This is a genomic window from Rhodococcus sp. AG1013 (genome assembly GCF_003350365.1).
Classification (GTDB): Bacteria; Actinomycetota; Actinomycetes; order Mycobacteriales; family Mycobacteriaceae; genus Prescottella.
Genome location: NZ_QQAT01000002.1, coordinates 448,028 through 473,714, shown reverse-complemented (window position 1 = coordinate 473,714; position 25,687 = coordinate 448,028). Strand labels below are relative to the sequence as shown.

Genomic DNA, 25,687 nt, shown 5'->3' with positions numbered 1-25,687 from the left:
CGCAGCCACCGCTCCGTGTTGGTGGTCACCAGCGGCGACTGGCCCGGACCTGATCTTCGACTGGATTCCAGACCGGCCGCCTACGGCGGAATCGAAGGCGGAGTCGGCCGCATCCAGTCCATTCACCTAGATGTTCGGGTCTCCGGCAAGGGCATTCGACCTCGCGCTGGACGCCTGGTTCTCTCGAGCACCAGCTCCGGCCACACATCCTGGTCCATGAGGGATCCAGCTCCAGATCGTTTGGCTCACATTGGATAGCCGAGTTGGGCAATGAAAATGGTGGCCGACACCGGCGACGGGATCTCCGCCGAACACCTCCCGCATGCATTCGCACGGGTTCACCGGCTCGATGTGGCACGCGACCGCGGGCATGGCGGAGCCCGGATCGGCCTCGCGATCGCCAAGGTGCTCATCGAGGCGCCGCGTGGTCACATCACTGTCACCAGTGATGGACCGGGAACGGGAAGTACCTTCACCATCACGTTGCCCCTCCGCCCAGATCAGCCGTGAGGAAGCACTCGGTGGCAGCGGTCGGACCGGCTCGAGCCCGCCAGGCACTTGTCCGGCGGTCGTCACTGTCCTGATCGCCGACCTCGCCGTTACGACAGGAATCAACTTGGAGTGCACGGTCTGATGCCGGTCCGGCCCAGCCTGTCCCCGCAAGTGGTCGAAGTGACACCGAGACCGGCGAACGACAACTAACGTCAGCCAAGTCACCATCAGTGCACCTATGGCGGTTCCTCCGCTCGGTACGACGGGAGAGCCAGAGGAGGAGCGATTCGTGTTCTCGACGCCACGACGCTGGATGCCCCCGGTTACTGCGGCCACGATCGCTTCGAGCCTGATACTGGGATCGTCCATCGCATTCGCCGCACCTGTTGAGGTGTCGTTCAACGAATCCTGCCGGGCGTCTTCCGTCGTCGACGTCGACAATCTCAGAACGGACATGGTCACCGTCGAGGCACCGGCCACCGTCGAACCGGGACAGCGGTTCACCTATCGAATTCAGACAGGTCCGCAGTCCTACCCCTCCTCGAGCTCGGGGGCGACCACCATCAGCGTCTCCCGACTGAAGAACGACTTCGAGATCCCGGCCAATGCGGTCTTCGTCGGCGCCACGGTAGTGGCCGGCACGGGCATCAACCTGGACAACGTCGCACCGAACGTGCTTCGCGTCGACGACAACGGTGTCGTCAACGATGTCTCGGGTGGCGTTCTGCGATTGTCCGGGAACAACGAGGTGATCGGAAACAGTCCATCGTCGAGCACCGACAGCGAGGGTGGCATCCGGGTTCCGAAGAACTCCAAGAACCTCGACGGCTCAACCAACCCCAACGGGGACACCTGGTTCCAGATGCCCGCCGTCGAGGTCACGATGATCGCCGGCGAATCCGGCGTGATCGCACCGAAGCTCAGGACTGCGGGCGCGGCCGGCGACTTCGACAACGATGCGAACTTCAACACCTCACTCGCCAAGGCATCGCTGTTCGGGACCCACTGGGCCGCGACCCGGTGTTCGCCGAGAGACACGACCACCGGACCGCTGAACGGTGGGGCCGACCCCGTGGCGACTGTCGCCATCTCGAGTCCAACCGATGTGAAGACGTCGACGGTGGTGTCGGCACCGGAGTCGGTGCCCACCGGGACGTCGGTCACCCTGTCTGCCACTGTCTCGCCGGCGCCCGGCGGCGGCACGGTGCAGTTCCGGATCGACGGCGTCGATCTTGACGGCCCCGTCAGCGTGGTCGACGGACGGGCGTCGGTGTCACACACCTTCGCCGATGCCGGTGAGCACAAGATCGGGGCGGTGTACTCGGGCGCCCCCGGCACCACCCCGTCGACGTCGGAGGTGCGCACCATGACGGTGACGGGATCGGACGAGCCGAGCGCGAACCGGGTTCCGAAGACCGCAGTGTTGATCGCCCTCGGCGCCGCCGCCGTCGCGACGCTCCTCGTGGTCGGCCGGACCCGTTCACGCGGGAAGTGAGAACCCTCGCGCCGCCGGGACCGTGACCGACGAGGTCACAGTCGTCGTGCGATCGACTGGGCCTGCGCACCCAGCCGCAACATCCGCAGGTCGGTCAACGGGGTCAGCGCGTTTCCCATCCGATTGGTCACGAAGGCCAGTGCCAGACCCGACTTGGAGTCGGCGAATGCGCCGGACCCACCGAGTCCGTAGTGGCCGAAGGCATGTTCGTACTGCGTCCGGCTGGCGACGAGGGCGGCGTGATAACCGAGCCGCCAGTTCGTCCGGATGCCAAGGACGAAGTCCCGGTCGGTGGTCTGCACCTCGCTCAATTGCGCGACAGTCTCCGATCGCAGGAACTGGATGCCCTCGACGCTGCCGCCATTGGCGAGCGCCCCGTACATCTTGGCGAGCGCACGAGCGTTGAAGACGCCGTTCCATCCCGGCATGGCGACGTCGTGGATGGCTGGGTTGCGCACGAGTTCGTCGAATCCCCGCGGCATTCCGGCATCGGCGACGCCCCTGAGCCCCGGTATCCGGGAAAGCACAAACGAGGTCGTATCCCACGACAGTCGGAACGGGTTGATCCGTGGGAACGACTTGGCGATCCGGTATCGCTGCTCGGGCGGAACGACAAACCAGAATTCGGGGACGCCGAGCGGCTCGGCGATCTCGGTGCGCACCAACTCGGCGAACGGCTTGCCGGTGGCTCGCGCGAGCAGCTCCGCAACCAACGTGCCGTAGGTGACCGCGTGGTACCCGGGCAGCATCGGACTGCGGGGATCCGGCGCGCTGGCGGCCAGCGCCGCGGTGACGGCGGCATGGTCCATCAATCCCAGCGGACCGGGAACCAGGCCCCGCACCCGGTGCAGCCCGGCACGATGGCTCATCAGATCCCGGACGGTGATCGCGTCCTTGCCCGCGGCGGCGAACTCGGGCCAGTACCGAGCGACGGTGCGTCGTAGTCGATGATCCCGCGCTCCGCCAGACGATGTAGCACGGTGCTGGCGACGCCCTTTCCGGTCGAGAAAGACAGTGCGACGGTGTCCTTCGTCCACCGGTCGGCCTCGCCCAACCGCCCCACACATCGAGCACCCGCTCCCCGTGCAGGTAGACGGCGAGTGCGCCGCCGCCGTCGCGGGATCCGTGGAACAGGTCGAAGAACTGGGCAGCTAGTGCCCGGAATCGGGAGTCGATGCGCATCGCGCCTGTCACGAGCGGCGGCGCAGGCACCAGGGTGGGACGGTCGGGATGAACGGCTGGATTGTTCATGATCCATCCCGTGCTGTCGCGGTCTCGAGGTCGCACAACGCTTCCTCCAGCGCTTCAATCAAACGCTCGATGTGCGGAACTGATTCCGGAGCGCCGATGCAACCGAACTGGAGCTCGTCCGCGTAGTGACAGACCGTGATGTTGAGGTCGATGCCGTCGAAGACGACGGAGACCGGGTACAGCTGCCGCAGCGGCGCGCCGTTCCAGTACAACCACTGCCGGGGACCCGGAATGTTCGAGATCACCAGATTGAACGTGGGCCGCAGGTGAGGGTCGAGCGGCAATATCGTCGTCAGGTTCGGGACGAGGTCCGGCACGGCCGTTACCAGCGACGGGTACAAACCCTGCTCGTGAATCCGCTTCTTGGCGTCGGTCATCGACCGTACGATCAGGTCCAGTCGGTCGAGGGGGTCTGCCAAGTCCGTTCCGAGGTTGCACAGCGCCACCCCCACGGAATTACCACCCGAATCGGCGTCCGTGCGTCTGCGCTGCGCAACCGGCACCAAGGCAACCAGCGGCGCGTCCGGCAACTCGCCCCGCTCGAGTAGCCAGGCCCGCAGCGCGCCCGCGCACATCGCGAGGATCACATCACCGCAGGAAGCTCCGGTCGCATCCTGAACGGACCTGATCCTGGCCTTCGGCCACGAACGGGCGGAGAACGTCCGCGCTGAGGTGATCTTTGCGTTCAGGACACTCCGAGGGGCCTGCATCGGCAACACGGTGGCCTCCGACCTCAGACCCGCGGCGACCTTGCCCGCCTCTCCGAACAGGGCCTTGCCGAGAATCTCCACCGCGGCGACCATCCCCTCGGCAAGGTCGCGGGCCCGGCGGACAGAGCGGCCCAACGACCCCCATCCGTCTCGGGCGGGACTCGTCAGGGGCTCCTCACCGTCGCGCGTGAGAGGAACCGGCTTGCCGCGTTCGAGCGGATCGGTGCTCAGCGAACGCTCGATGAGACGTATCCCGGACATGCCGTCGAGGAGCGCGTGATGGATCTTCACGTAAAGGGCGAATCGCCCTCCGGACAGACCCTCGATCAGATGGGCGCTCCACAGCGGTCTGGAGCGGTCGAGCTGGCTCTCGTGCAGTCGTGCGACCAGCTGGTGGAGCTCCGCGTCTCCGCCCGGAGGAGCCAACGCCGACCACCGCAGGTGCCAGCTCATGTCCAGACGGTCGACCGTCTCCCACGTGGGTATGCCGGCCGTGGACAGTCTCGCGACGGGCCTGCGCATGAGCGCCGGGTGCACACTCGTATAGGTCAGGGCTTGCCGGTAGGCCGCTTCGGCGAAGGTCTCGTGCTGGTCTTCGGCCGGATCGAACACCATCAGGGCAGCTACGTGCAGGGTGCGCGAACCGATCTCCCCCACGAGCAACGCCAGGTCGACGGGCGACATCAACTCCATCAGGCACCTCCGCGGCGCGCACCCAGCGGGCTTCCCCTCAGCCTTGCACCATCGGAGGTCGCCCGTCCAGACCTGCGTACGCGCCCGGCGCCGTCGGGCGATCCCCCTCGCCGACCCGGGTCCGGGCTGGAGCGCTTCTGCTCAACGTTCGCCGCGGATCCAGCCGAACGCAATCACCTGGAACCGCGACGATCATCGCATCAACCGGGTGGGCTGACGCGTAGCGTTCTCGATGTCCTTGGATGTCGTCGCAACCAGTTGATTCGCGAGATCCCTGAGAGCCCGCGCAGTGGCGAGTTCGTCACCGATCACCGGCACCTCCGGGTCTGCTGGATCTCGCCTCGTGAATCCGACGCCGACGAGCCTGGACGGACCGATCGTCAGGGATGCCTTCGCCCGGGTCCGACGATCATGTTCGTCGATCGTGACATCGATCATCCAGGTCTTGTCGCTCATGAACTACTCCTTCGCGGACCGCGCCTTCGGGATCGAGGTGACGTCGGGGCGGACGATCTTGCGTTCGGCGATGCCTCCCCATTCGCTTGCGGCAGTGACGGTTCCGTGGTGCGTGGTGAATCCGATGAGTCGGCACTGGTCTCGATGCCGCTCACGGATCAGGTGCCCGAGTGTGAGTTCGCCGTGGGCGCCGGCTTCGGTTGCGCGCGCATCGCCCACGTGGGAGTTGTGCGCCCACACCACGACTCGTGATGAGTTGTCTTCGTGGCGGTCGAGATGGGCGATCAGGGCGTCGAGGGTGTCGGCCATATGGAGGTCGCGGAGGTTCCAGGACGTTACGTGCCCCGGAACATGGCTCGGTAGTACTCCTCGGCGTTGCGGACGCTCCAGGCGTTGTGCTCGGCATAGAACTGCTCATCCTCGGCAGTGGCTCCATCCGCTCGGACGTAGTCGATGGCGTGGCGCTGCAGCTCCCGCAGCTGGTCGACAACCTCAGTCTCGCAGGACTTCCCGGCGCCGAAGGCGGCGGCGTACCCTTATGCCTGGCCGTCACTACTCGGGACCTGGTCGAAGCATGCGTACCGCCCACGTGCCCGGTCGGCCGCCTTTGTTGCGTATCCCGGAATGCTCCCGGTACCTCGTTAACCGGATGGTCTCTGAGCTGACCCCGAGTACGGGCGTGGATTGACCCCGGTCGACGTCACCGAATTCTACAGTCGTTATGCCGACCTCGATCATGCCACTCCTACACGAATCCACACTGCTGCAACGGAATTGCAGGGAACTCAGGGGCGATAGCGGAACAGGCGGCATGACGATCTGGGCGTTTCGGGCGATGCCCGGATCGTTCCGGCACGATACGATCGTGGGTCAGCTGCACAAAAAGGTGACAACCTGCCTCCCTTTCGCGCGGCAGTCCCAAATGCCGGCGGATCCGAGCCCGCAAAAGGGTCGTCGAATGCCTCTACTTGTCGGCGTGCACGGTGCCCTCGAATCGGTGCGAGGTGTAGCCCTCGACATCCGGGACCGGACCGCTGGTGATCCACCGAGGGTGGTCACACGCACCCTCCTGGTCCGCCGACATCGACCGCCACACCTCCTGCGCGAGGCGTTCCACCACGCCCACACCGACATCCCCACGCTCGACGACATCGAACGCGATGATCTCCCGTTCCTGCGCCATAAACACAACATAGGCACCCGCCGGCAGCCAGGACGAGCAATGTCACGAACCTGCGCTCGGAACGTGACACAAACACCGCAACGCGCATGGTGAACACGGAACGGCACCACGTAGCGCACCCGTCACGTACCGCCCGACACCCACAACCCCACCGGGCACGATGCGTTTGGTTATGCTGCGGGCCGTCGCCCCTATTGAGGAAATGGTCACCATCCGCCGGGAAGCAGCGTCGACGCTACACCGATCATGTTGCGCATCAACATATCTTGTGCAGGCGTCGCACCTGTTGTCGGACGGTGTCCCCCGGATCCGTGCGCACCGTCGTGCGCGGCATGGCTATTGCTGCCCATCCGTGACCAGCGACCGGTAGATGGCCGGAGCACGAGCATGGGCGCGCCCGCGACTGCGAGGGGCACGCCCATCATGTGGGCCGGTCCCCAAGATGTAGCGCTACTCGCTGGCATGCCAGCCGGGAAGGCCTCCGCATCCCACAGCCGTAGCGGCGCGGCGACCGCCACCGCGGACACGGCCAGAAGCGCGCAGATCCACACGAGGGTGCGGCACCGGCGACACGACGGGGCCGGCTCGGTCAGACCAGCGAACGTACCGTGCAAACCGGGCCCAAAAGCCGCGCTCGGGCCGTTCGGCCCTTCCGGTGCCGCGCCGCCCGGCGTAGCAATGGCCCAATGAGACACCGACCCGAGCTGCCCCCGACGTTCCCGATCGAGGTCACCAAACACGGCGATCTGCCGGGCGCCGAGGACTATGTCAACTACAAGATCGGCGGCCTGGGCCGTCTGGCCCACCGGCCGCTGCTGTCCGCTCACGTCAAGCTCACCAAATACACCGACCCCGCGCTGGAGAAACCGGTGCTCGCCCAGGCCAATCTCGATGCCGACGGGAAGACGGTGCGCGCGCAGGCAGCCGGCCCCAACACCCGCGAAACGGTCGACAAGCTCGAAGCTCGCCTGCGGCGGCAACTCGAACGTGCTGCCGAACACTGGGAGGCCAAGCGCGGCAAGGGGCCGTCAGCCGAGCCACACGAATGGCGGCACATATCCGAACCCACCCATCGGCCCGACTACTTTCCCCGACCCGAGGCGCAACGGAAGATCGTCCGGCACAAGGCCTACACGCTGGCGACCTGCACCATCGACGAGGCCGCGTTCGACATGGACATGCTCGACTACGACTTCCACCTGTTCACCGAGGAAGGCACCGGCCGGGACAGCGTCCTGTACCGCGACGAGCCCACCGGATACCGGCTGGCTCAGCTGACGCCCCCACAGCCATCCGACCTCGCCGCGTATCAAGTGCCGCTCACGATCAGCCCGCACACCGCGCCTCGGCTGACCACACAGCAGGCGGTCGAACAGCTCAACGCCCTCGGCCGGCCCTTCCTGTTCTTCCTCGACGCCGGCACCGGGCGCGGCAACATCCTGTATCGCCGCTACGACGGCCACTACGGCCTGATCACCCCGAGCACCGAAAGATGAAACAGACCAATATGATGCCGGGCCCGCGCGAGGAACCACGCCCGAGTAACGGGCCGGTGTGATATCTGGCCTGCGCCGCGGCCGCGCGGCGCCGCGCTTCGGTCGTTCCTTCAGATGCGACGACCGCGCCACTCGTTGATCAGGCCGGTATACGAGTGGCATCCACAACGACTGCACACAACGGTGCGGCCTCGAGGAGCGGCGCGGGTCGGCATCCCGTCGACCCGCACCAACTACCGGTGAACTGCTATCGCTGAGAGTTCGCTACCGTCCACGTCAGCGGGTGATCCCCGGCCTGTTCATGTTCGCGAAGAGTTCTCGGTTCGCGGCCCGGGCCGCATCGAGTTCCTGGTCTCGTTCCTCGAGTAGGCCGGTGAGTTCGACGACGTGCTGCTCGAGCATCGTGATGCGGTGCTGCAGTTGGTCGATGTCGGTCGGCGCACCGAGTCCGGATCGCGCCATGCCTGTTCGCCGAGCAGTTCGGACAGTTTGCGCTGCAGCTGCCTGTTGTGCGCGGCCAAGCGCGTGATGCACTGTTGGGCGTCGGCGAGGTCGGCTTTCAGGGAGTCGCGCGTCACGGGTGCCGGGCTTCCTGCAGTCGCTGGCGGCGCCGTCTGAGCCGTGTGGATCTGGGCGAGCAGGTCCTTGTGCCGGTAGAGGAAGGTGCGGTCGACACCGGCAGCACGGGCGATCGCAGAGACGCTGATCTCGGTCCCTTCCGCACCCGCGGCGTTGAGTGCCTTGATCACTCGTTGCCGTCGCCGCGCGGAGTCCGCGCGGCGGCCCTCGATTATCGGATCGGCCATCGGTCACGCACCCCTGTCTGGCCGGATGTCGGGAACTCGCTGGCGGATCCGGTATGCCGAGACCGACAACCTGGTTGCGAGCGCGTCGGACGACGGCCACGGACTCGCCGATTCGCGCTCGTTCCGCAGCGGGTAGGTCGTCGATATCGGCTTGGATACGGGAGATCAGGCGGCGAATACGGGTGATCTCCTCGTCCGACGGCATGGCCTCTGCCTTGGCCCAGTCGTGGCAACAAGCGTGCCGCGAAGTCGTTCGCGGCTGCGCAGCAAGTCGGCGAGGTATGCCTCGAGGTCTGGCAGGTAGGACTCATCGGTCGAGAAGTGCGAACAGCCGACACAGCGGAAGCGGACCGGGCAGTCCTCCCCGCCCGCTGTGACGTTGCTCGGCTCGCTGCATGCGCCGTGCGGGACTGCGATTTCGCCGACGGCACGGCGCCACGTGTTCGGCGTCGAGCAGTGCTTTCGCCTGCCGCGTCGACGGCACTCGATTCGCCCTTCGCCGGCACCGCCGCGATCCGCCGACGCAGGTATTCCAGGCGCTGCTGACGCGTCAGGCCCGACAACCCCGACAACTCGGCGGAGACGGAAGGCGGGGATACAGGCAGCTGGGCTGGTTCGGTCATATCTGCTCCCCGGGGCACACTTCTGGTTCTTCCGATGTTCGGCGCGCACGGGGAAGACGCGGCACACAGTCGATTCGAACATGTTTTCGAATCAGTTCCAGTAAAGCTCCTGCGTGTCAGCACGTCAAGACGAACCCCGCCGATCCACTAACCTCGAATACGTGACTGATCAGGAACCCACCCGAGCAGGCCGACGAAGCCGGGCGGTCATCGGGCCGGACTACCTGATGGCGGGCAGATACCGGCTGCGCTCCAAGCTCGGCGGCGGCGGCATGGGCGCGGTGTGGCTCGCGCACGACACGCTGCTCGACCGCGAGGTCGCCGTGAAACAGGTCACCTCCACCATCGGCATGGACGAGGCGGAGGCCCGCGCGGTCCGCCAGCGGGCCCTACGCGAGGGCCGCAACGCCGCGCAGCTGTCCCACGAGCACGCGATCGCGATGTACGACGTCGCGGTCGAGTCCGGCGAGCCGTGGCTCGTCATGGAGTACCTGCCGTCGCGCAGCCTCGCCGAGGCCATGAATCTCGCGGACACCCTGCCGCCCCTCGAGGTCGCGCAGATCGGTGCGCAGATCGCGGCCGCGCTCACGGAGGCGCACGCGGCCGGCATCCTGCACCGCGACATCAAGCCGGGCAACATCCTCGTCGCCGACCGCGGCGAGGCCCTCGGCATCGTCAAGATCAGCGACTTCGGGATCGCCCGCGCGAAGGGTGACGCGCCCAGCGGCAAGCCGGGGGTCATCACCGGAACGCCCGCCTACTTCGCCCCCGAGGTCGCCCGCGGCGACGACCCCACCGAGGCCAGCGACGTCTTCTCGCTCGGCGCGACGCTGTACACCGTCGTCGAGGGCCAACCCCCGTTCGGCCTCGACACCGATCCCATCGCGCTGCTGCACCGGGTCGCGAAGGCCGAGATCTACCGACCGAGCCTCAGCGGTCCGCTCACCGACACGCTGCTGCACCTACTCGAGCCCGACCCGGCCCGCCGCCCCACGATGGCGCAGGCCCGCGACGCCCTCGCCGCCGTCGCACTCGGATCCGACGCCGGGACCGGGGCGGCCGCCGCCGACGCGCTGATCGGCGCACCGGTGAAGGCGGCCGACGGCACGGTCCCCAACTGGGCCTACCGGTCGGCCCCGGCACCGATCCCGCGCCGCCGCATGGCCTCGACCACTGCGACGGATCTTCCTGCCGCGCAATCGAACACACCGTTGGGCGCGGTTCCGCGTCCCGCGGGGCGGGCGTGGCTCCGTCAGCTCACCGACGGTCTCACCGGCCCGCAGGCCCCGACCGACACGCGCGGCAAGATCGTCGCGGCCGCGCCGCTCGCGATGGCCGTCATGGTCGGCATCATCGTGCTCGCGTTCGTCGTGGTGCTGATCGTCGCGCTGGTTCTCTGAGACAGCGTCCCAGTAGCGACGGCTCAGTCGATGCGGCGCCGGTGCGCCCACCGGGTGAGCGCATTCCGATTGGACTGCTGTGTCTTTCGCAGCACGTTCGACGCGTGGGTCTCCACGGTCTTCACCGAGATGACCAACTCCTCGGCGATCTCACGGTAGGTGTACCCGCGGGCGAGCAGGCGCAGCACCTCGAGTTCACGCGGGGTGAGCGAGTCCAGTTCCGGATCCAGAGGAGGCTCCGGAACATTCGAACGTCCGGTGAACGAGTCCAGCACGAAACCCGCGAGCCTCGGGCTGAACACCGCGTCGCCTCCGGCCACGCGGCGGACACCGTCCGCCAGTTCGGCACCCGAGATCGTCTTCGTCACATACCCGCGGGCACCGGCCCGGATCACGGCGATCACGTCCTCGGCTGCGTCGGACACACTCAGCGCCAGACAGACCGGGCCCGAGTCGATTCCGTTCAGCACCGCGACACCACCCCCGTCGGGCATGTGCACGTCGAGCAACACCACCTGGGGACGCAGCGCGTTGATGCCGGCTACGGCCTCGGCGACGCCGCCGGCCTCACCGACGACCTCCATGTCGGACTCCCGACCGAGTTCGGCACGCACCCCGGCCCGGAACACCGCGTGGTCGTCGACGAGGAATACCCGGAACTTGTCGGGGCTGGGTGCAGAGGAGGCCGAGAAAGTCACGGCCCCACCCTAGGACATCGGTTCGGCTTCGCTCGCGACGTCCGGGGCAGCAATGTCTTCACTGTCCGGCGAGACCGGGCGCGGCATGTGGATCCGCACCTCGGTGCCCTTGCCCACCGTCGAGCGGACCTCCACCCGACCGCCGCGCCGCTCGATCCGGGCACGAATCGACTTGGCCAGCCCCTGCCGGTCCTCCGGCACCGTGTCGGGGTCGAAGCCCACACCGCGGTCGCGGACGAAGATGCTGACCTGGTCGCGTTCGGTCTCCGCGTACAGATCGATGCTCGAGACCCCCGCATGCTTGGCGGCGTTGACGAGCGACTCCCGCGTGGCGCCGAGCAGCGCGGTGAAGCACTCCCGCGACAGCCCGGGCCCCTCCTTGCCGTCGGCAGCGAGTTCGACGTCGCCGACGGTGACCGGACGCACCGTCACCCCGTGCTGATCCTCCACCTCACCGGCGATGGTCTGCAGTGCCTCCGACAGGCTCGTGTGCGCGGTCTCGCCGCCACCGAACAGCCACCGTCGCAGCTCCCGCTCCTGCCCGCGCGCCAGCCGGGTCACCTCCTGCGGCGACTCTGCCTGCTTCTGGATCAGCGCGAGCGTCTGTAGCACCGAGTCGTGCAGGTGCGAGGCGATCTCCTCGCGCTCCTCGTTGCGGATGCGGGCGGCACGCTCCTCGCCCAGCGCCCGCCACAGCCGCAGCCACAGCGGCACCGTGAGCAGACCGGCACCGACCAGTGTCACGACGACGGCGAGCAGCGACGACCGCAGCGCATCGATGTCGACCTGCGCGAGGATCACCACACCGAGGCCCGTGACGATCAGCGTCACACCGCCCAGGACGCGCGCCCAGGTGAGCACCGTCGGGCGGTGCGGCAGACCCAGCACCGAACGCGAACCGTCGGTGTCGAACTCCCGCCACACCAGCGCGGCACCGACCGCTACGACGACGAACGGCGTGATCACCGACGCCGCCGTACCGTTGATCATCCAGGCCAGACCCGCACTGATCGCGAGTCCGATCACGGCCAGGCCCAGCGCGCGACGACGCTCGGCGGCGCTGGGTTTCTCGGTGTCGGTGCCGGGCGGCGTGAAGATCCACAGCAGCCCGTACGCGACGATGCCCGCACCGGCGAGCGCGGCCAGCAGTGTGAACGCGACCCGCACCTTGAAGACGTCGACGCCGAGATGATCGGCGAGGCCGCCGGCGACACCGCCCACGATGCGGCCCCCGACTCGACGCTCGAGCCTGGGGTGGAGGGTTTCGTCCCGCACGGGATCCAGAGCCGTGTTCACGACCTGGTTGGGGTCGACCAGAGGTTGCACAGTCCCGATCCTGGCACGGATTCCCGCGGTCCGGCATCAGGGTCCGACCCTGATATCCGTGGACGCTCCGACCCGGGTTCAGGGAAAGATCAGGGTAGTTCCCGATGGTGCGGCGAGTGGCCGATCGCGACGATGGTTGCATGAGCACTGAAGGGACCACCGGGAGCTTCTCCGATCAGCTTCACGACCTGTGGCGGACCCGCCCGATCCGGCTACCGGCGCACGGCCACATCGCCGGCGTCGCGGCGGGCATCGGCCACCGCTACGGCATCGACCCCGTCCTCGTGCGGGTCGCGTTCGTCGTCTCGACGATCTTCGGCGGCGCCGGCATCGTGTTGTATCTCGCATGCTGGCTGCTGCTCAGCAAGCCCGGCGACCAGGTCTCGCCCGCGGAGTCACTGCTCGGACGCGGCCAGAGTTCGCAATCCGGCACCAAGACCGTGGTGTTGCTCGTGGCGCTCGCGATCGCCGCGAGCACGCTCGGCCCGATCGGTGTCGGGATGGGCGGGTCGGGACTGATCAGCTTCGCGCTCATGCTCGGCGGCCTGTGGCTGCTGTACCAGCGCCGGCCGATTCCGCCGGCGCTGCCGGCGGGGGTGCCGCAGACCGTCGCCGGGTTCCCGGTGACGCCGTTCCAGACGGCGCCGACGGCCGCGTACCCCGGCCAGCCGTACACCGGGTACAGCGCGTACACGCCGTACACGCGACTGCCCGACCACTACGAGCCCGAGTCGGAGCCCGCGTCCGAGTCCGGGGCCGCTCCGGATCGGCCGACCGTCCCGACGGATCCGGTGGCTGCGACATCACCCGAGCCGACTCCCCCGGCCTGGGACCCGCTCGGCGTGGCGCCGTTCGCGTGGGACCTGCCCGAGCCGGCCCGCGCACCGGAGCTGCCCGCGGAGCTGCCACGCAAGCCTCGCAGCCGATTCACGTCCGTCGTCCTCGGCCTCGCGGTCCTGGCCGCCGCCGCCGCGACCGGCGTGTGGGCCGCGACCGGCGCGGAATGGTTGACGCCCGCCCGGATCGGCGGCGTCGCCCTCGCCGTGATCGGCGCCGGACTGCTGGTCGGAGCCTTCCTGCGGCGCGGCTACGGACTGCTCGTCGTCGGATTCCCGCTCGCCGGGTTCGTGATCCTCTCGTCGATCATCGGACCACTGAACTGGGACGGGTCGAAGGTCGGCCAACACACGTGGACCCCGCGATCGATGGGCGAACTCACTGCCGTCTACGAGGGCACGGCCGGCGACTTCACCGTCGACCTACGCCAGCTCGATCTCACCGAGAACCGGGAGATGCGCCTCGACGGCACGTTCGGTAACTACACCGTGATCGTGCCCGAGAACATGAACGTCCGCACCGATTGCTCCGTCGTCGGCGGTACCACCGACTGCATCGGAGACGGATTCGTCGACGGTGGCGCCGACGGCACCAGCGGCCCGGTCCTGGACCTGAAGGTCGACAACAAGTTCGGAGAAGTGAGGGTCTACCGTGGCTGAATACGCTGACAATCAGGAAACCACCGAACGCATGTCGGACACCGACGAGCAGTCCACCGCGACACCATCGCGATTCCCATCTATAGGCCTGCTCCTGGCCGGCATCGCCGCGCTGCTGGTCAGTGCATGGGCCATCATCGGCCCGTTCACCCTCGACCCGCTCGCCAACGTCGGCGCCCGCTGGCTGTTCGTGATCGTCGCGGTCGGCATCGGCGCGGCGCTGGTGTTCTCCCCGGGTCGGCGGCGCTAGCCGCACAGACGACAGCGCACCAGCCTGTGTGGTGGCCGGGGCGCTGTCGTGCGTTCAGTGCGGGATCACTCCCACTCGATCGTTCCCGGCGGCTTGCTGGTGACGTCGAGGACTACGCGGTTGACATCCGCGACCTCGTTGGTGATCCGGGTGGAGATGCGCTCGAGCACCTCGTACGGCAGTCGGGTCCAGTCGGCGGTCATCGCGTCCTCGCTGGAGACCGGGCGCAGCACGATCGGGTGCCCGTAGGTGCGGCCGTCGCCCTGGACGCCGACGCTGCGGACGTCCGCGAGCAGCACGACGGGGCACTGCCAGATCTGGCCGTCCAGGCCGGCGGACGTGAGCTCTTCGCGCGCAATGGAATCCGCGTGGCGCAGGATCTCGAGACGCTCCTGCGTGACCTCACCGATGATGCGGATGCCCAGGCCCGGCCCGGGGAACGGCTGGCGTCCGACGATCTCCTCGGGCAGACCCAGCTCGCGACCGACGGCGCGCACCTCGTCCTTGAACAGCAGGCGCAGCGGCTCGACGAGCTTGAACTGCAGGTCCTCGGGCAGGCCGCCGACGTTGTGGTGGCTCTTGATGTTCGCGGTACCGGTGCCGCCGCCGGACTCGACGACGTCCGGGTACAGGGTGCCCTGGACCAGGAAGTCGACGGTCTCGCCGTGCGCGGCGCTCTCGCCGAGCACCTCGGACACCGCTCCCTCGAAGCTGCGGATGAACTCGCGGCCGATGATCTTGCGCTTGGTCTCCGGGTCGGACACGCCGGCCAGCTCGCGCAGGAACGTCTCCGACGCGTCGACGGTGATCAGGCGGGCGCCGGTCGCGGCGACGAAGTCCTTCTCGACCTGCTGGCGCTCACCGGCGCGCATCAGACCGTGATCGACGAACACACAGGTGAGGCGGTCGCCGATCGCACGCTGCACCAGCGCGGCCGCGACAGCGGAGTCGACGCCACCGGACAGAGCGCAGATGGCCTTGCCGTCGCCGACCTGCTCGCGGACCTGCTCGATCAGCGATTCCGCGATGTTCGCCGCCGTCCACGCACCGGGGATCCCGGCGATCTCGTGCAGGAACCGGCTGAGCACCTGCTGGCCGTGCGGGGAGTGCATGACCTCGGGGTGGTACTGGACGCCGGCGAGCTTGCGGGCGCGGTCCTCGAACGCCGCGACCGGTGCACCGGCGCTGGACGCGGTGACCTCGAAGCCTTCGGGTGCGGCGGTGACGCCGTCGCCGTGGCTCATCCACACCGGCTGCGTCGCGGGCAGGCCGTCGTGCAGGACGCCGCCGCTGACGGTCATCTCGGTGCGGCCGTACTCGCGGCCGCCGGTGTGCGCGACGGTGCCGCCGAGCGCGTTCGCCATCGCCTGGAAGCCGTAGCAGATACCGAAGACGGGGATGCCCAGGTCGAACAGGGCGGCGTCGAGCTGCGGCGCACCCTCCTCGTACACGCTGGACGGCCCACCGGACAGGACGACGGCGAGCGGCTTCTTCGCCGCGATCTCCTCGACGGTCGTGGTGTGCGGCACCACTTCCGAGTAGACCTTCGCCTCACGGACGCGGCGAGCGATCAGCTGCGCGTACTGGGCACCGAAGTCGACGACGAGAACCGGCCTGTCCTGCTGGGTTTCTGACACCAGAACAGTCTAATATGCGCAGCTCCCGCACCGTCCCCGGCCTAGGCGATCCCGCTCCCAGCCTCGGTGCCCTCCGGTTGCCCACCGGTCCGACCGCCACGGATCTCGACGATCGGCAGGGTCAGGGCCGCCGGCGCACCCGCCGGGACCACGGGATTCTTCGGCGCCACCGCGGCGATCCGGGAGTAGCCGGCGCCCTGCGCGGGACGGTTGTCCTGCTCGCCCTTGTTGGGCCACAGCGACGCCGCCCGCTCGGCCTGCGCGCTGATCGTCAGCGACGGGTTCACGCCGAGGTTCGCGGAGACCGAGGCACCGTCGACGACGCTGAGCGTCGGGTAGCCGTACACCCGGTGGTAGGGGTCGATGACTCCGTGGTCGGCATCCGACCCGATGGTGCAACCGCCGAGGAAATGCGCGGTGAGCGGGATGTTGAACACCTCGCCCCACGTGCCGCCCGCGACACCGTCGATCTTCTCGGCGATCCGTCGGGTGGCTTCGTTGCCGGCCGGGATCCACGTGGGGTTGGGCTCGCCGTGGCCCTGCTTGCTGGTGACCTTGCGGCGGCCGAGGATCCCCTTCTTGGTGTACGTGGTGATCGAGTTGTCGAGGTTCTGCATCACGAGCGCGATGATGGTGCGCTCGCTCCAGTTCTTCACGGTGAGCATCCGGAGCATCTGTCGCGGGTTGGCGGCGATCACCTTGAGCAGCTTGATCCAGCGCGGCGTGCTGCCGCCACCGTCCGTCATGAGCGTCTGCAGCAGACCCATCGCGTTGGAGCCCTTGCCGTACCGGACGGGCTCGATGTGCGTGTCCGACGTGGGATGGAACGACGACGTGATCGCGACGCCGTGCGTGAGGTCCATCGCCGGATCGATCTTGTACTTGCCCGCACCGACGATGGACTCGGAGTTGGTGCGGGTGAGCTCGCCGAGGCGATTCGACAGCCGCGGCAGCGTCCCGGTGTCCTTCATCCTGTGCAGCAGTTGCTGGGTGCCCCACGTGCCGGCCGCGACCACGACGTACTGCGCGGTGTAGGTCCTGCGGTTCTTGCGGACCTTCGCCCCGGTGCGGTGGGTCGCGACGTCCCACGTGCCGTCCGACCGCTCGTACAGCGACTCGACGGTGGTCATCGGGATGATCTCGGCGCCGGCCTTCTCCGCCAGGCCGAGGTAGTTCTTGATGAGGGTGTTCTTGGCGCCGTGGCGGCAGCCGGTCATGCACTCACCACACTCGATGCAGCCGGTGCGGTCGGGGCCGACGCCACCGAAGTACGGGTCCGAGACGGTCTTGCCGGGCTCCCCGAAGAACACACCGACCGGCGTCTGGATGAACGTGTCACCCACGCCCATGTCCTCGGCGACCGACTTGATGACCTCGTCGGCGGGGGTCATGTGGGGGTTCTGGACGACACCGAGCATCTTGCGGGCCTGCTCGTAGTGCGGCGTGAGTTCGGAGTCCCAGTCGGTGATGTCGCGCCACTGCGGGTCCTGGAAGAACGACGACGGTGGCTTGTAGAGGGTGTTCGCGTAGTTCAGGGAACCGCCGCCGACACCCGCGCCGGCGAGGATCAGAACGTCGCGCAGCAGGTGCACGCGCTGGATGCCGTAGCAGCCCAACGCCGGTGCCCAGAGGAAGCGCTTGAGGTCCCAGCTGGTCTTCGCGAAGTCGGCGTCGGCGTAGCGGCGCCCGGCCTCGAGCACACCGACCTTGTAGCCCTTCTCCACCAGCCGGAGCGCGGTGACGCTTCCACCGAAGCCGGAGCCGACGATCAGCACGTCGTAGTCGGTCGCGCGCTGCTTGCCCATAGGACACCTCCACCATGAACGGATTTGTTACTCGCCAGTATGCACCGCAGTCCTGTGACTCATACCACAAGGGTGCCCTAACTGTAACCACCGGTCGCACGAACGGTGGCGGTTCCCCGAAACGCCTGTGGCCGAATGTCACACCGGTTCAGTTCAACTGAACGGATGTGACATTCGGCCACAGGAACGAGGTGGATCAGGCGCGAACGCTCAGGCCGACCTTCTGGAACTCCTTGAGGTCGGAGTAGCCCGACTTCGCCATCGAGCGGCGCAGGCCGCCGACGAAGTTGAGCGAACCGTACGGGTCGTCCGACGGCCCGTTCAGGACCTGGTCGAGCGCCGGACGCTCGCCGTACGAGACCGGCAGCAGCGAGCCACGCGGCATCGACGGGTGCGCGGCCGCGGACGGCCAGAACCAGCCACCGCCCGGAGCCTCCTGCGCCACCGCGAGGGGCGCACCGATGACGGCCGCGTCGGCACCGCATGCGATGGCCTTCGCGAAGTCGCCCGACGACGTGATGTCGCCGTCGGCGATGACGTGGACGTAGCGTCCGCCGGTCTCGTCGAGGTAGTCCCGGCGAGCCGCGGCGGCGTCGGCGATCGCCGTCGCCATCGGCACGCCGATGCCGAGCACCTCACGAGTGGTGGTGGCGCCCTCGGTGGAGCCGTAGCCCACGATGACGCCGGCCGCGCCCGTACGCATCAGATGCAGCGCGGTGCGGTGGTCGCTCACGCCACCGGCGATGACCGGGACGTCCAACTCGGAGATGAACGTCTTGAGGTTCAGCGGCTCGCTCTCGCCGTGCGCGACGTGCTCGGCCGAGATGATCGTGCCGTGGATGACCAGCAGGTCGATGCCGGCCTTCACGAGCGCCGGGGTGAGCGCGCGGGCGTTCTGCGGGCTGACGCGGACAGCGGTGGTGACACCGGCGTCGCGGACCTGCGCGACCGCTGCCGCGAGCAGCTCGGGCTGCAGCGGCGCGGCGTGCAGTTCCTGCAGACGTGCGACGGCCGCGTCGGGATCGATCTCCTTCTCGGCCATCTCGGCGAGCTCGGCGAGCTTGACCTCGACGTCGGCGTGCCGACCCCACAGGCCCTCACCGTTGATGACACCGAGACCGCCGGCCTTGCCGAGCTCGATCGCGAACGACGGCGACACCAGCGCGTCGGTCGGATGAGCCAGGACGGGGATGTCGAAGCGGTACGCATCGATCTGCCAGGCCGTCGACACCTCCTTCGAGGAACGGGTCCGGCGAGAGGGAACGATGTTGATGTCGTCCAACTCGTAGGTGCGTCGGGCAGTTCTGCCCATGCCGATTTCGACGAGGTCGCGCACGCGCGCCCCTTTCTCGATTGTTATGAGTGCTTAGCGGGCAGCGTAGTTCGGCGCTTCGACAGTCATGGTGATGTCGTGCGGATGGCTCTCCTTGAGGCCCGCCGCGGTGATCTGCACGAACTGCGCCTCCTGGAGCTGCTCGATCGTCCCGGAACCGGTGTAGCCCATGGCCGCGCGCAGGCCGCCGGTGAGCTGGTGGATCACCTGCGACAGCGGGCCGCGGAACGGAACCCGGCCCTCGATGCCCTCGGGGACCAGCTTGTCCTCGGCGAGCACGTCGTCCTGGAAGTAGCGGTCCTTGGAGTAGGACTTGCCCTGTCCGCGGCTCTGCATCGCGCCGAGCGAGCCCATGCCGCGGTAGCTCTTGAACTGCTTGCCGCCGACCAGGATCAGCTCGCCCGGGGACTCGGCGGTACCGGCGAGGAGCGAGCCGAGCATCGCGGTGGACGCGCCGGCGGCGAGCGCCTTGGCGACGTCACCGGAGAACTGCAGGCCGCCGTCGGCGATGACCGGGACACCGAGCGCCTTGCACGCGGCCGTGGCCTCGAGGATCGCGGTGATCTGCGGGGCGCCGACACCGGCGATGACGCGGGTGGTGCAGATGGAGCCCGGGCCGACACCGACCTTGACGGCGTCCGCGCCGGCCTCGGCGAGAGCGAGAGCGCCGGCGCGGGTGGCGACGTTGCCGCCGATGAGCTGGACGCGGTCGCCGATCTCGGCCTTGAGCTTCGCGATCATCTGCAAGATGTTGACCTGGTGGCCGTGCGCGCTGTCGACGACGAGGACGTCGGCACCGGCGTCGGCCAGCGTCATCGCGCGGACCCAGGCGTCGTCACCGACACCGACCGCCGCACCGACGAGCAGGCGTCCGTCGCGATCCTTGGTGGCGTTGGGGTGCTGCTCGGTCTTGACGAAGTCCTTGACCGTGATGAGCCCGGTGAGCTTGCCGTGGCCGTCGACGATCGGGAGCTTCTCGATCTTGTGACGACGCAGCAGGCCGAGCGCGACCTCGGCGGTCACACCCTCGCGCGCGGTGATCAGCGGCGCCTTGGTCATCACCTCGGCGACCGGACGGTTCTCGTCCACCTCGAACCGCATGTCGCGGTTGGTGATGATGCCGACGAGGGTGCCGGTCTCGTCCGTGACGGGCAGTCCGGAGATACGGAACCGCGCGCACTTGGCGTCGACCTCGGCGAGGGTGTCCGACGGACTGCACGTGACCGGATCGGTCACCATGCCGGCCTCGGACCGCTTGACGGTCTCGACCCATCCGGCCTGCGCCTCGACGGCGGAATTGCGGTGCAGGACACCCATGCCGCCGGCGCGCGCCATGGCGATGGCCATGCGGGCCTCGGTGACGGTGTCCATCGCCGAACTCACCAGCGGGACGTTGAGGCGGATCTCACGGGTCAGCTGGCTCGAGGTGTCCACCTGGTTGGGGACGACGTCCGAAGCCGCCGGCAGCAGCAGCACGTCGTCGAAGGTGAGACCCAGCATCGCAACCTTGTTCGGGTCGTCTCCCCCGGTGTGCACGTGCCCTCCGGTACTACTCATGCGGCTCGGGCCCTCCATGAAGCGTCGATTGATATTGATTACGGAAGAAGAGTCTGGGCCGACGAAAAATTCCCCTGCGGGATTTGCCGTGCGCAGACCTCCGTGGACCATGGTATCGGCTCGCCCGAAAGTGCACGCGGGCCGTCCCGGCGACTCACCCACGGCTATCAGCTAGCGCAGACCGGGATGAACTGCGTACCGTGGTGTTGTGCGCGATCAACTGCCTCCCGGTCTTCCGCCGGACCCCTTCGCCGGTGACCCTGCCGACCCGTCTGCTGCGCTCGACGCGATCGAGCCGGGCCAGCCGCTGGATCCCCATGAGCGTCTCGCCGTGGAGGAGGACCTCGCGGACCTCGCCGTCTACGAGGCGCTGCTCGGCCACCGCGGAATTCGCGGACTGGTCGTGTGCTGCGAGGACTGCCAGCAGGACCACTACCACGACTGGGACATGCTGCGCGCGAACCTGCTCCAGCTGCTCGTCGACGGCACGGTCCGCCCGCACGAGCCCGCGTACGACCCGTCGCCCGACGCGTACGTCACCTGGGACTACTGCCGCGGCTACGCGGATGCCTCGATGAACGACGCCCTCCACGGCGACGGCTTCGAACTCTGAGAGTCACCCCTCGACGGCTACGGCCCGGCAAGCATTGCTTGCCGGGCCGTACTCGTTCGTGCGGGATCCATCCCTGAATCGTCAGGGCGAGGGCGTCACCGGCGGCTGTCCGCCCAGTGAGCCACTCGTGGCCCGTGTGGTCGACGTCGCAGGCGGCGTCGTCGTGGTCGTCGTGGGAGGCGGCGTCTCGGACGTCGCGGTCGCCGGGTTCGGTGAGGAGGTCGCCGATGGCGATGGCGACTGTGACGGCGCTGTCGAGGTGCCCGGACTCACGCCCTGGATGCGGGGGTCGATCGTGGACGACGGCCACCCCGTGACCGACGTCGACAGTTCCTGACCCGGATTGGTGGACGACGAGTCGCCGGCGGTGGCGGTCGGCGGGGTCGTCGTGGGCGGCACGTTCGGAGCCTGTGGCGGCACGACCTTCCCCAACTCGGTCAGGAGTCGGTCGCGCCACACGTTCAGCTCGTCCCGGGTCCCGGCCTCGTTGACCGCGCTCGCGCGCGCGCCGGCCGAGTCGAGCTTGGCCTTCGCGCCGACCGCATCACCCGACGCGATGAGACGTTCGGCCTCCTGGAGGTTGGACGTCGTGTCGATCTTCGCGACGGTGGAGGCCGCCCGCTCGGTGAAGACCACCTGCTTGACGCCCCACAGCGGGTCGCCCGGTTCGGCGTTGTACGAGAAGATGCTCATGCCGCCCATCGCGATCGCGACGACGGCGGCGGCCGCGGCGATCGGTCGGAGCAGTCGGAGTTGGCTGCGCCCGGACCGCGACCGGGTCGACAGTGAGTCCTGCGCCTCGAGTTCGCGGTTGACGCGGGCAACGATGTCGTCGAGGTCCGGTTCAGCCGGCAGGGGCTGCGCCAGGATCTCGGTCCGCCAGTTCGCGAGCAGCGCGGCGACCTGGTATTCCTCGGGACTGTCGGTTGCGACGGGACGGTCGCCGGCGATCGCGTCGATCAGCGCATCGTCACGACGCACCGCGGCGACGTCGACGGGCGTGCCGTTTCCAGCGAGATCGGCGTGGGGATCGCCCGGCTCGCCATTCTGGCCCCTAGCCATGCCTCTCACCTGCTCTCGTCACTTCCTTCTTCAACTTGGCAATGGCTCGGTGTTGAGCCACCCGCACCGCGCCAGCGGTGCTTCCGACTGCTGCTGCCGTCTCCTCCGCCGACAGACCGACGACGAGCCGAAGGACGAGGATCTCGCGGTGCTTCTCGGGAAGCGTCTGAAGCAGTGCGTTCACCTGTCGGCTCGTCTCCGAACTCAGCGCCCGCTCTTCGGGACTGTCGTCGGAGGAAACGACATCTGGTACTTCAGCAACTGGATCGGATTTGTTACGCGCAGCGTTTCGGTGAGCGTCAGCGACCTTGTGTGCGGCGATGCCGTAGACGAAAGCCATGAACGGACGACCCTGATCCTGGTAGCGCGGAAGTGCCGTCATCACCGCGAGGCACACCTCCTGCGCCACATCGTCCGCGGACAACTGCCCACGCTCCGCGGCGCCGACCCTGGCACGGCAATAGCGCACGACCAGAGGGCGAATACTCTTCAGGACCTGGGCCAGAGCATTCCGATCGCCCTGCGCTGCGGCAGCGACGGCGGAGTTCAACTCCTCACCCGTGTTAGACATCGTCAGCGCGAATCCTGGCGTTACAGTGGCACGTCCCCCCAGCCGGGTGTGCTTCCGCCTCACGGCGGAACGTCTGTAAGAGTAACGACAGAGTCCGACGCGTCAGTGCATCGTTCGAATATCGGGCGGTCATTTCGAGAACCTCCCGCCCCGGCGAGCGATCGCATCGGCGCATTCGTCACGGATCGCTCGTGCGGCCGGATCCGGGCGCACGCCGTCCACCAACATCGCTGCCGCCCATCGCAACGGGAGCAGTCCGTGTGCACCGGCGTCGACGAGCACCCGCTCCGCGGTCTCGAGTGCGAGGTCCGGCTCGGGCCTTCCGGTCGCCGACGCCGCGAACAGCAGCTCGGACTTGATCCGATGCCGCACGGACGGGCAGTCGGCCGAGCGGTCGACCGCAGCCTGAGCATGGACGGTTGCGGCGGCGAAGTCCCCGGCCGCGAGCGCGATCTCGGCCGTCACCCAGTGCAGTCTCACGTACTGACGCCACAGCGTGTCCGGTTCACCGACTGCAGACAGGTATGCCTCGCAGCGGACGAGGAGCGTGCGCCCCAACGCCAGCCGACCGCATCCCAGCGCGTCGGCAGCAAGTCCCGTCAGAGCATCGCAGCGTGCCTCGTGCCACCACCGGTCGCCGGTACGGGTCATCCCGATCAGCGCCAGCGCGGCACCGTCGTACCCGGAAGCGAGGGCGTGGGCGCCGAGCTGCCGCAGCAGGGATGCCTGTGTGCTGGCCGCGAGCGAGGCCACCGCCGGCTCGGTCGCGGACATCCGGCGCAGCGGTTCGAGCTCGGCCCGGGCCTGCGCGTACCGACCCTGTCCACCCAGTGCGACGGCGCGCAACCAGCGCCCCAGCGGATCGGCAGGTACCGGCAACGGGTTCCGTCCGGGATCCGAACCGAAGGCGGCGCCCCCAAGACCGTGCGAGTCGTGTGAGTCGTGAGAGCCGTGCGGGTCGTGCGGGTCGTGCGGGTCGTGCGGGTCGTGCGGGTCGTGCGGGTCGTGCGGGTCGTGCGGGTCGTGCGGCATCCGGTGATCATGCCACTGCGGGCGCCGACGCCATTCCGCATACCGGTCGGCCGACGTCCGATCCCGCCCCGATAGCCCCCGATAGCCCCCGATAGCCCCCGATAGCCATTGCAGACGCGACTGAAGACACACGATGAACCGTTGAAACTTCTCCAACTGGACGACCTGTTAATAATGTTCGTGCACCGTAAAGGCGATTCGCCACGCGAACATGATTCAAATTTGAAGAATATGTGGCGTCGAGGTTAACGAGAATCGCCGAACAATACTCCAGAGTAACCAACCGGTCGGGGAGAATCAGGACGATCGTCCAGGTGAGGGCGACGTCGGCCAACGCGGAAGCGATCGACCCCCGTGTCGCTACGCAATCACAGCCGCCGCCCCATGTAAATGTCCAGGGCGTTAATTCTTGGCTCCAGGGATATGGAAATCACCACTCAGCGTAAGTGTTGACGGGATTTCATATGCCCCTTTACGGTTGCGGGGCGTAACCGATTTCATAGGTCTTGTCATCCCGGGGGGTGGCGGGCCGCTCGCAGCGTCACCGCGAGCCTGCTGACAGAGGAGTCCTGATGCCTGTTCCGAATCATCTTCCCGGCCCGAATGCCGATATCTGGGATTGGCAGATGCACGGGTTGTGTCGTGGTGTGGACTCCGCCGTGTTCTTCCACCCGGACGGCGAACGTGGCCGTGCTCGGGCCCAGCGGGAAAGCCGCGCGAAGGAGATGTGCCGACAGTGCCCGGTGCTGGCACAGTGCCGCAACCACGCGCTGTCGGTGTGCGAGCCGTACGGGATCTGGGGTGGGATGTCGGAGTCCGAGCGCGAGATGCTGACCAGGCAGTCGCGCCGCCGCATCGCTTAGTGGTGCCCGTCACCCGTAGGTGACGAGTACACGCGCAGGCCCGGGTAGACCTCGACGTCGAGGTCTCCCCGGGCGCAGTCGTGTCCGCGTCGACCCATCCGCGGCGTCCGGTACTCCGAATGCCTTTCCGACAGTGATGAAGACCATCCCGTCAGGAAGGCAGTCCCATGAACATCAAGACGTCCCGCCTCATCGCCGTAGCCGCCACCACATCGATCGCGTTGCTCGGTGTCGCTGCGTGTTCGTCCGACGACAACTCCGGCGACGCCCCGACGACGAGCACCACGACATCAGGTTCGGCGGAGTCCGGAATGATGTCCTCGGGTGCCACCGCCGCGGCCGCGAACCCGGTCGGTCCGGGCTGTGCAGAGTACGCAGCGATGGTTCCCGACGGCCCGGGCTCGGTCAGCGGCATGGCACAGGATCCCGTCACGGTCGCCGCGTCGAACAACCCCATGCTGACGACACTCACCGCCGCGGTGTCCGGCCAACTCAATCCCGACGTCAACCTCGTCGACACGCTCAACGGCGGCCAGTTCACGGTGTTCGCTCCCACCGATGCGGCGTTCGCAAAGCTCGATCCGGCGACCGTCGAGACGCTGAAGACCGACGACGCCCTGCTGACCAAGATCCTCACGTACCACGTGGTTCCGGGACAGTTGGCCCCCAGCCAGGTCGACGGGACCCACGCGACGGTGGAGGGCTCCGACGTCACCGTCACCGGGTCCGGAGACAACCTGAAGGTGAACGAGGCCGGAGTCGTGTGCGGCGGCGTGCAGACGGCGAACGCGACCGTGTACCTCGTGGACTCGGTGCTGATGCCGCAGTAGTCATAGTCA

At 67.9% G+C, this 25,687-nt stretch carries 21 protein-coding genes and 4 pseudogenes; 9 read left to right on the top strand and 16 right to left on the bottom strand.

Features of this window, described 5'->3' with window-relative positions; all coding sequences use genetic code 11:
* Window positions 1-279: 279 nt before the first annotated feature.
* Together DEU38_RS04800 and DEU38_RS04795 are read left to right on the top strand one after the other, a co-directional pair.
* Window positions 280-510 (top strand): annotated as a pseudogene (locus tag DEU38_RS04800) (ATP-binding protein); the annotation flags it as partial.
* A 271-nt stretch (window positions 511-781) separates the two neighbouring features.
* Window positions 782-1,987, top strand: coding sequence for an Ig-like domain-containing protein (locus DEU38_RS04795; RefSeq protein WP_258557625.1), 1,206 nt, complete (start codon window positions 782-784; stop codon window positions 1,985-1,987).
* A 35-nt stretch (window positions 1,988-2,022) separates the two neighbouring features.
* On the opposite strand, the pseudogene DEU38_RS04790 reads toward DEU38_RS04795, so the two are convergent.
* From DEU38_RS04790 to DEU38_RS04770, 5 genes and pseudogenes are all read right to left on the bottom strand, one after another.
* Window positions 2,023-3,169 (bottom strand): annotated as a pseudogene (locus DEU38_RS04790) (serine hydrolase domain-containing protein).
* Between the two features lie 65 nt (window positions 3,170-3,234).
* A complete protein-coding gene (locus DEU38_RS04785) occupies window positions 3,235-4,641 on the bottom strand; it encodes a wax ester/triacylglycerol synthase family O-acyltransferase (protein ID WP_114718939.1) in 1,407 nt (468 codons plus the stop codon).
* 192 nt (window positions 4,642-4,833) lie between these two features.
* A complete protein-coding gene (locus tag DEU38_RS04780; protein WP_114718938.1) occupies window positions 4,834-5,097 on the bottom strand; it encodes a DUF1876 domain-containing protein in 264 nt (87 codons plus the stop codon).
* Window positions 5,098-5,142: 45 nt separating this feature from the next.
* Window positions 5,143-5,705, bottom strand: a pseudogene (locus DEU38_RS04775) (erythromycin esterase family protein); the annotation flags it as partial.
* A gap of 356 nt (window positions 5,706-6,061) precedes the next feature.
* On the bottom strand, window positions 6,062-6,280 hold the full coding sequence (locus tag DEU38_RS04770; RefSeq protein ID WP_114718937.1) for a hypothetical protein: 219 nt from the start codon (window positions 6,278-6,280) through the stop codon (window positions 6,062-6,064).
* 686 nt (window positions 6,281-6,966) lie between these two features.
* Here DEU38_RS04770 and DEU38_RS04765 point away from each other — a divergent pair.
* Entirely contained in the window at window positions 6,967-7,776 is an 810-nt protein-coding gene (locus DEU38_RS04765) for an HPF/RaiA family ribosome-associated protein (protein WP_114718936.1), read from the top strand.
* Between the two features lie 276 nt (window positions 7,777-8,052).
* Here the strand turns inward: DEU38_RS04765 and DEU38_RS28980 are convergent, their stop codons facing one another.
* Window positions 8,053-8,238: a hypothetical protein gene (locus tag DEU38_RS28980; RefSeq protein ID WP_258557634.1), complete on the bottom strand. Its 186-nt coding sequence runs from the start codon at window positions 8,236-8,238 to the stop codon at window positions 8,053-8,055.
* A 77-nt stretch (window positions 8,239-8,315) separates the two neighbouring features.
* A pseudogene (locus tag DEU38_RS28975) lies at window positions 8,316-8,582 on the bottom strand (DUF6262 family protein); the annotation flags it as partial.
* Between the two features lie 850 nt (window positions 8,583-9,432).
* Between DEU38_RS28975 and DEU38_RS04750 the strand changes: the two are divergent.
* Window positions 9,433-10,605 (top strand): serine/threonine-protein kinase, encoded by a 1,173-nt coding sequence (locus tag DEU38_RS04750; RefSeq protein ID WP_181818669.1) that lies wholly within the window; start codon window positions 9,433-9,435, stop codon window positions 10,603-10,605.
* Between the two features lie 23 nt (window positions 10,606-10,628).
* On the opposite strand, the gene DEU38_RS04745 is transcribed toward DEU38_RS04750, so the two are convergent.
* Both DEU38_RS04745 and DEU38_RS04740 read right to left on the bottom strand, forming a co-directional pair.
* Window positions 10,629-11,303, bottom strand: a complete 675-nt coding sequence (locus DEU38_RS04745) for a response regulator transcription factor (RefSeq protein ID WP_114718934.1) — start codon at window positions 11,301-11,303, stop codon at window positions 10,629-10,631.
* Between the two features lie 9 nt (window positions 11,304-11,312).
* Complete coding sequence (locus tag DEU38_RS04740) at window positions 11,313-12,599, bottom strand: ATP-binding protein (RefSeq protein WP_114719005.1); 1,287 nt, start codon at window positions 12,597-12,599, stop codon at window positions 11,313-11,315.
* Window positions 12,600-12,733: 134 nt separating this feature from the next.
* On the opposite strand from DEU38_RS04740, the gene DEU38_RS04735 reads away from it, so the two are divergent.
* Together DEU38_RS04735 and DEU38_RS04730 are read left to right on the top strand one after the other, a co-directional pair.
* The gene (locus DEU38_RS04735; protein WP_114718933.1) at window positions 12,734-14,125 is read left to right on the top strand and encodes a PspC domain-containing protein; all 1,392 of its coding nucleotides are present in this window, start codon (window positions 12,734-12,736) and stop codon (window positions 14,123-14,125) included.
* Window positions 14,126-14,156: 31 nt separating this feature from the next.
* A complete protein-coding gene (locus DEU38_RS04730) occupies window positions 14,157-14,375 on the top strand; it encodes a hypothetical protein (protein WP_114719004.1) in 219 nt (72 codons plus the stop codon).
* Window positions 14,376-14,440: 65 nt separating this feature from the next.
* On the opposite strand, the gene guaA is transcribed toward DEU38_RS04730, so the two are convergent.
* The 4 genes from guaA to guaB form a co-directional block, all read right to left on the bottom strand.
* Window positions 14,441-16,012: a glutamine-hydrolyzing GMP synthase gene (gene guaA / locus DEU38_RS04725; RefSeq protein WP_114718932.1), complete on the bottom strand. Its 1,572-nt coding sequence runs from the start codon at window positions 16,010-16,012 to the stop codon at window positions 14,441-14,443.
* A 41-nt stretch (window positions 16,013-16,053) separates the two neighbouring features.
* Window positions 16,054-17,817 (bottom strand): FAD-dependent oxidoreductase, encoded by a 1,764-nt coding sequence (locus DEU38_RS04720; protein ID WP_114718931.1) that lies wholly within the window; start codon window positions 17,815-17,817, stop codon window positions 16,054-16,056.
* Between the two features lie 196 nt (window positions 17,818-18,013).
* A complete protein-coding gene (locus DEU38_RS04715; protein WP_114718930.1) occupies window positions 18,014-19,153 on the bottom strand; it encodes a GuaB3 family IMP dehydrogenase-related protein in 1,140 nt (379 codons plus the stop codon).
* A 30-nt stretch (window positions 19,154-19,183) separates the two neighbouring features.
* Window positions 19,184-20,707: an IMP dehydrogenase gene (gene guaB, locus DEU38_RS04710; protein WP_114718929.1), complete on the bottom strand. Its 1,524-nt coding sequence runs from the start codon at window positions 20,705-20,707 to the stop codon at window positions 19,184-19,186.
* A 208-nt stretch (window positions 20,708-20,915) separates the two neighbouring features.
* Between guaB and DEU38_RS04705 the strand changes: the two genes are divergently transcribed.
* Window positions 20,916-21,320 carry a DUF5319 domain-containing protein gene (locus DEU38_RS04705; RefSeq protein ID WP_114718928.1) on the top strand — a complete coding sequence of 135 codons (405 nt, stop codon included), beginning with the start codon at window positions 20,916-20,918 and terminating at the stop codon, window positions 21,318-21,320.
* Window positions 21,321-21,401: 81 nt separating this feature from the next.
* Here DEU38_RS04705 and DEU38_RS04700 read toward each other — a convergent pair whose 3' ends face one another.
* The 3 genes from DEU38_RS04700 to DEU38_RS04690 all read right to left on the bottom strand — a co-directional run bounded on the left by DEU38_RS04700 (window position 21,402) and on the right by DEU38_RS04690 (window position 23,985).
* Window positions 21,402-22,382: an anti-sigma-D factor RsdA gene (locus DEU38_RS04700; protein WP_114718927.1), complete on the bottom strand. Its 981-nt coding sequence runs from the start codon at window positions 22,380-22,382 to the stop codon at window positions 21,402-21,404.
* The gene (locus DEU38_RS04695; RefSeq protein WP_031938667.1) at window positions 22,375-22,953 is read right to left on the bottom strand and encodes a sigma-70 family RNA polymerase sigma factor; all 579 of its coding nucleotides are present in this window, start codon (window positions 22,951-22,953) and stop codon (window positions 22,375-22,377) included. The genes DEU38_RS04700 and DEU38_RS04695 overlap by 8 nt, the downstream gene beginning before the upstream one ends.
* A gap of 129 nt (window positions 22,954-23,082) precedes the next feature.
* Complete coding sequence (locus DEU38_RS04690) at window positions 23,083-23,985, bottom strand: hypothetical protein (RefSeq protein WP_258557623.1); 903 nt, start codon at window positions 23,983-23,985, stop codon at window positions 23,083-23,085.
* Window positions 23,986-24,557: 572 nt separating this feature from the next.
* Between DEU38_RS04690 and DEU38_RS04685 the strand changes: the two genes are divergently transcribed.
* Window positions 24,558-24,848 (top strand): WhiB family transcriptional regulator, encoded by a 291-nt coding sequence (locus DEU38_RS04685; RefSeq protein WP_114719002.1) that lies wholly within the window; start codon window positions 24,558-24,560, stop codon window positions 24,846-24,848.
* 167 nt (window positions 24,849-25,015) lie between these two features.
* Window positions 25,016-25,678 carry a fasciclin domain-containing protein gene (locus tag DEU38_RS04680; RefSeq protein ID WP_114718926.1) on the top strand — a complete coding sequence of 221 codons (663 nt, stop codon included), beginning with the start codon at window positions 25,016-25,018 and terminating at the stop codon, window positions 25,676-25,678.
* Window positions 25,679-25,687 lie beyond the last annotated feature (9 nt).

Excerpts from the sequence above, each read along its gene's own strand:
- DEU38_RS04785 (WP_114718939.1), bottom strand. The coding sequence starts at position 4,641 with ATGGAGTTGATGTCGCCCGTCGACCTGGCGTTGCTCGTGGGGGAGATC.
- DEU38_RS04780 (WP_114718938.1), bottom strand. The coding sequence starts at position 5,097 with ATGAGCGACAAGACCTGGATGATCGATGTCACGATCGACGAACATGAT.
- DEU38_RS04770 (WP_114718937.1), bottom strand. The coding sequence starts at position 6,280 with ATGGCGCAGGAACGGGAGATCATCGCGTTCGATGTCGTCGAGCGTGGG.
- DEU38_RS04765 (WP_114718936.1), top strand. The coding sequence starts at position 6,967 with ATGAGACACCGACCCGAGCTGCCCCCGACGTTCCCGATCGAGGTCACC.
- DEU38_RS28980 (WP_258557634.1), bottom strand. The coding sequence starts at position 8,238 with ATGGCGCGATCCGGACTCGGTGCGCCGACCGACATCGACCAACTGCAG.
- DEU38_RS04750 (WP_181818669.1), top strand. The coding sequence starts at position 9,433 with ATGGCGGGCAGATACCGGCTGCGCTCCAAGCTCGGCGGCGGCGGCATG.
- DEU38_RS04735 (WP_114718933.1), top strand. The coding sequence starts at position 12,734 with ATGGTGCGGCGAGTGGCCGATCGCGACGATGGTTGCATGAGCACTGAA.
- DEU38_RS04730 (WP_114719004.1), top strand. The coding sequence starts at position 14,157 with ATGTCGGACACCGACGAGCAGTCCACCGCGACACCATCGCGATTCCCA.
- DEU38_RS04720 (WP_114718931.1), bottom strand. The coding sequence starts at position 17,817 with ATGGGCAAGCAGCGCGCGACCGACTACGACGTGCTGATCGTCGGCTCC.
- guaB (WP_114718929.1), bottom strand. The coding sequence starts at position 20,707 with ATGAGTAGTACCGGAGGGCACGTGCACACCGGGGGAGACGACCCGAAC.
- DEU38_RS04700 (WP_114718927.1), bottom strand. The coding sequence starts at position 22,382 with ATGGCTAGGGGCCAGAATGGCGAGCCGGGCGATCCCCACGCCGATCTC.
- DEU38_RS04695 (WP_031938667.1), bottom strand. The coding sequence starts at position 22,953 with ATGTCTAACACGGGTGAGGAGTTGAACTCCGCCGTCGCTGCCGCAGCG.
- DEU38_RS04690 (WP_258557623.1), bottom strand. The coding sequence starts at position 23,985 with ATGCCGCACGACCCGCACGACCCGCACGACCCGCACGACCCGCACGAC.
- DEU38_RS04685 (WP_114719002.1), top strand. The coding sequence starts at position 24,558 with ATGCCTGTTCCGAATCATCTTCCCGGCCCGAATGCCGATATCTGGGAT.
- DEU38_RS04680 (WP_114718926.1), top strand. The coding sequence starts at position 25,016 with ATGAACATCAAGACGTCCCGCCTCATCGCCGTAGCCGCCACCACATCG.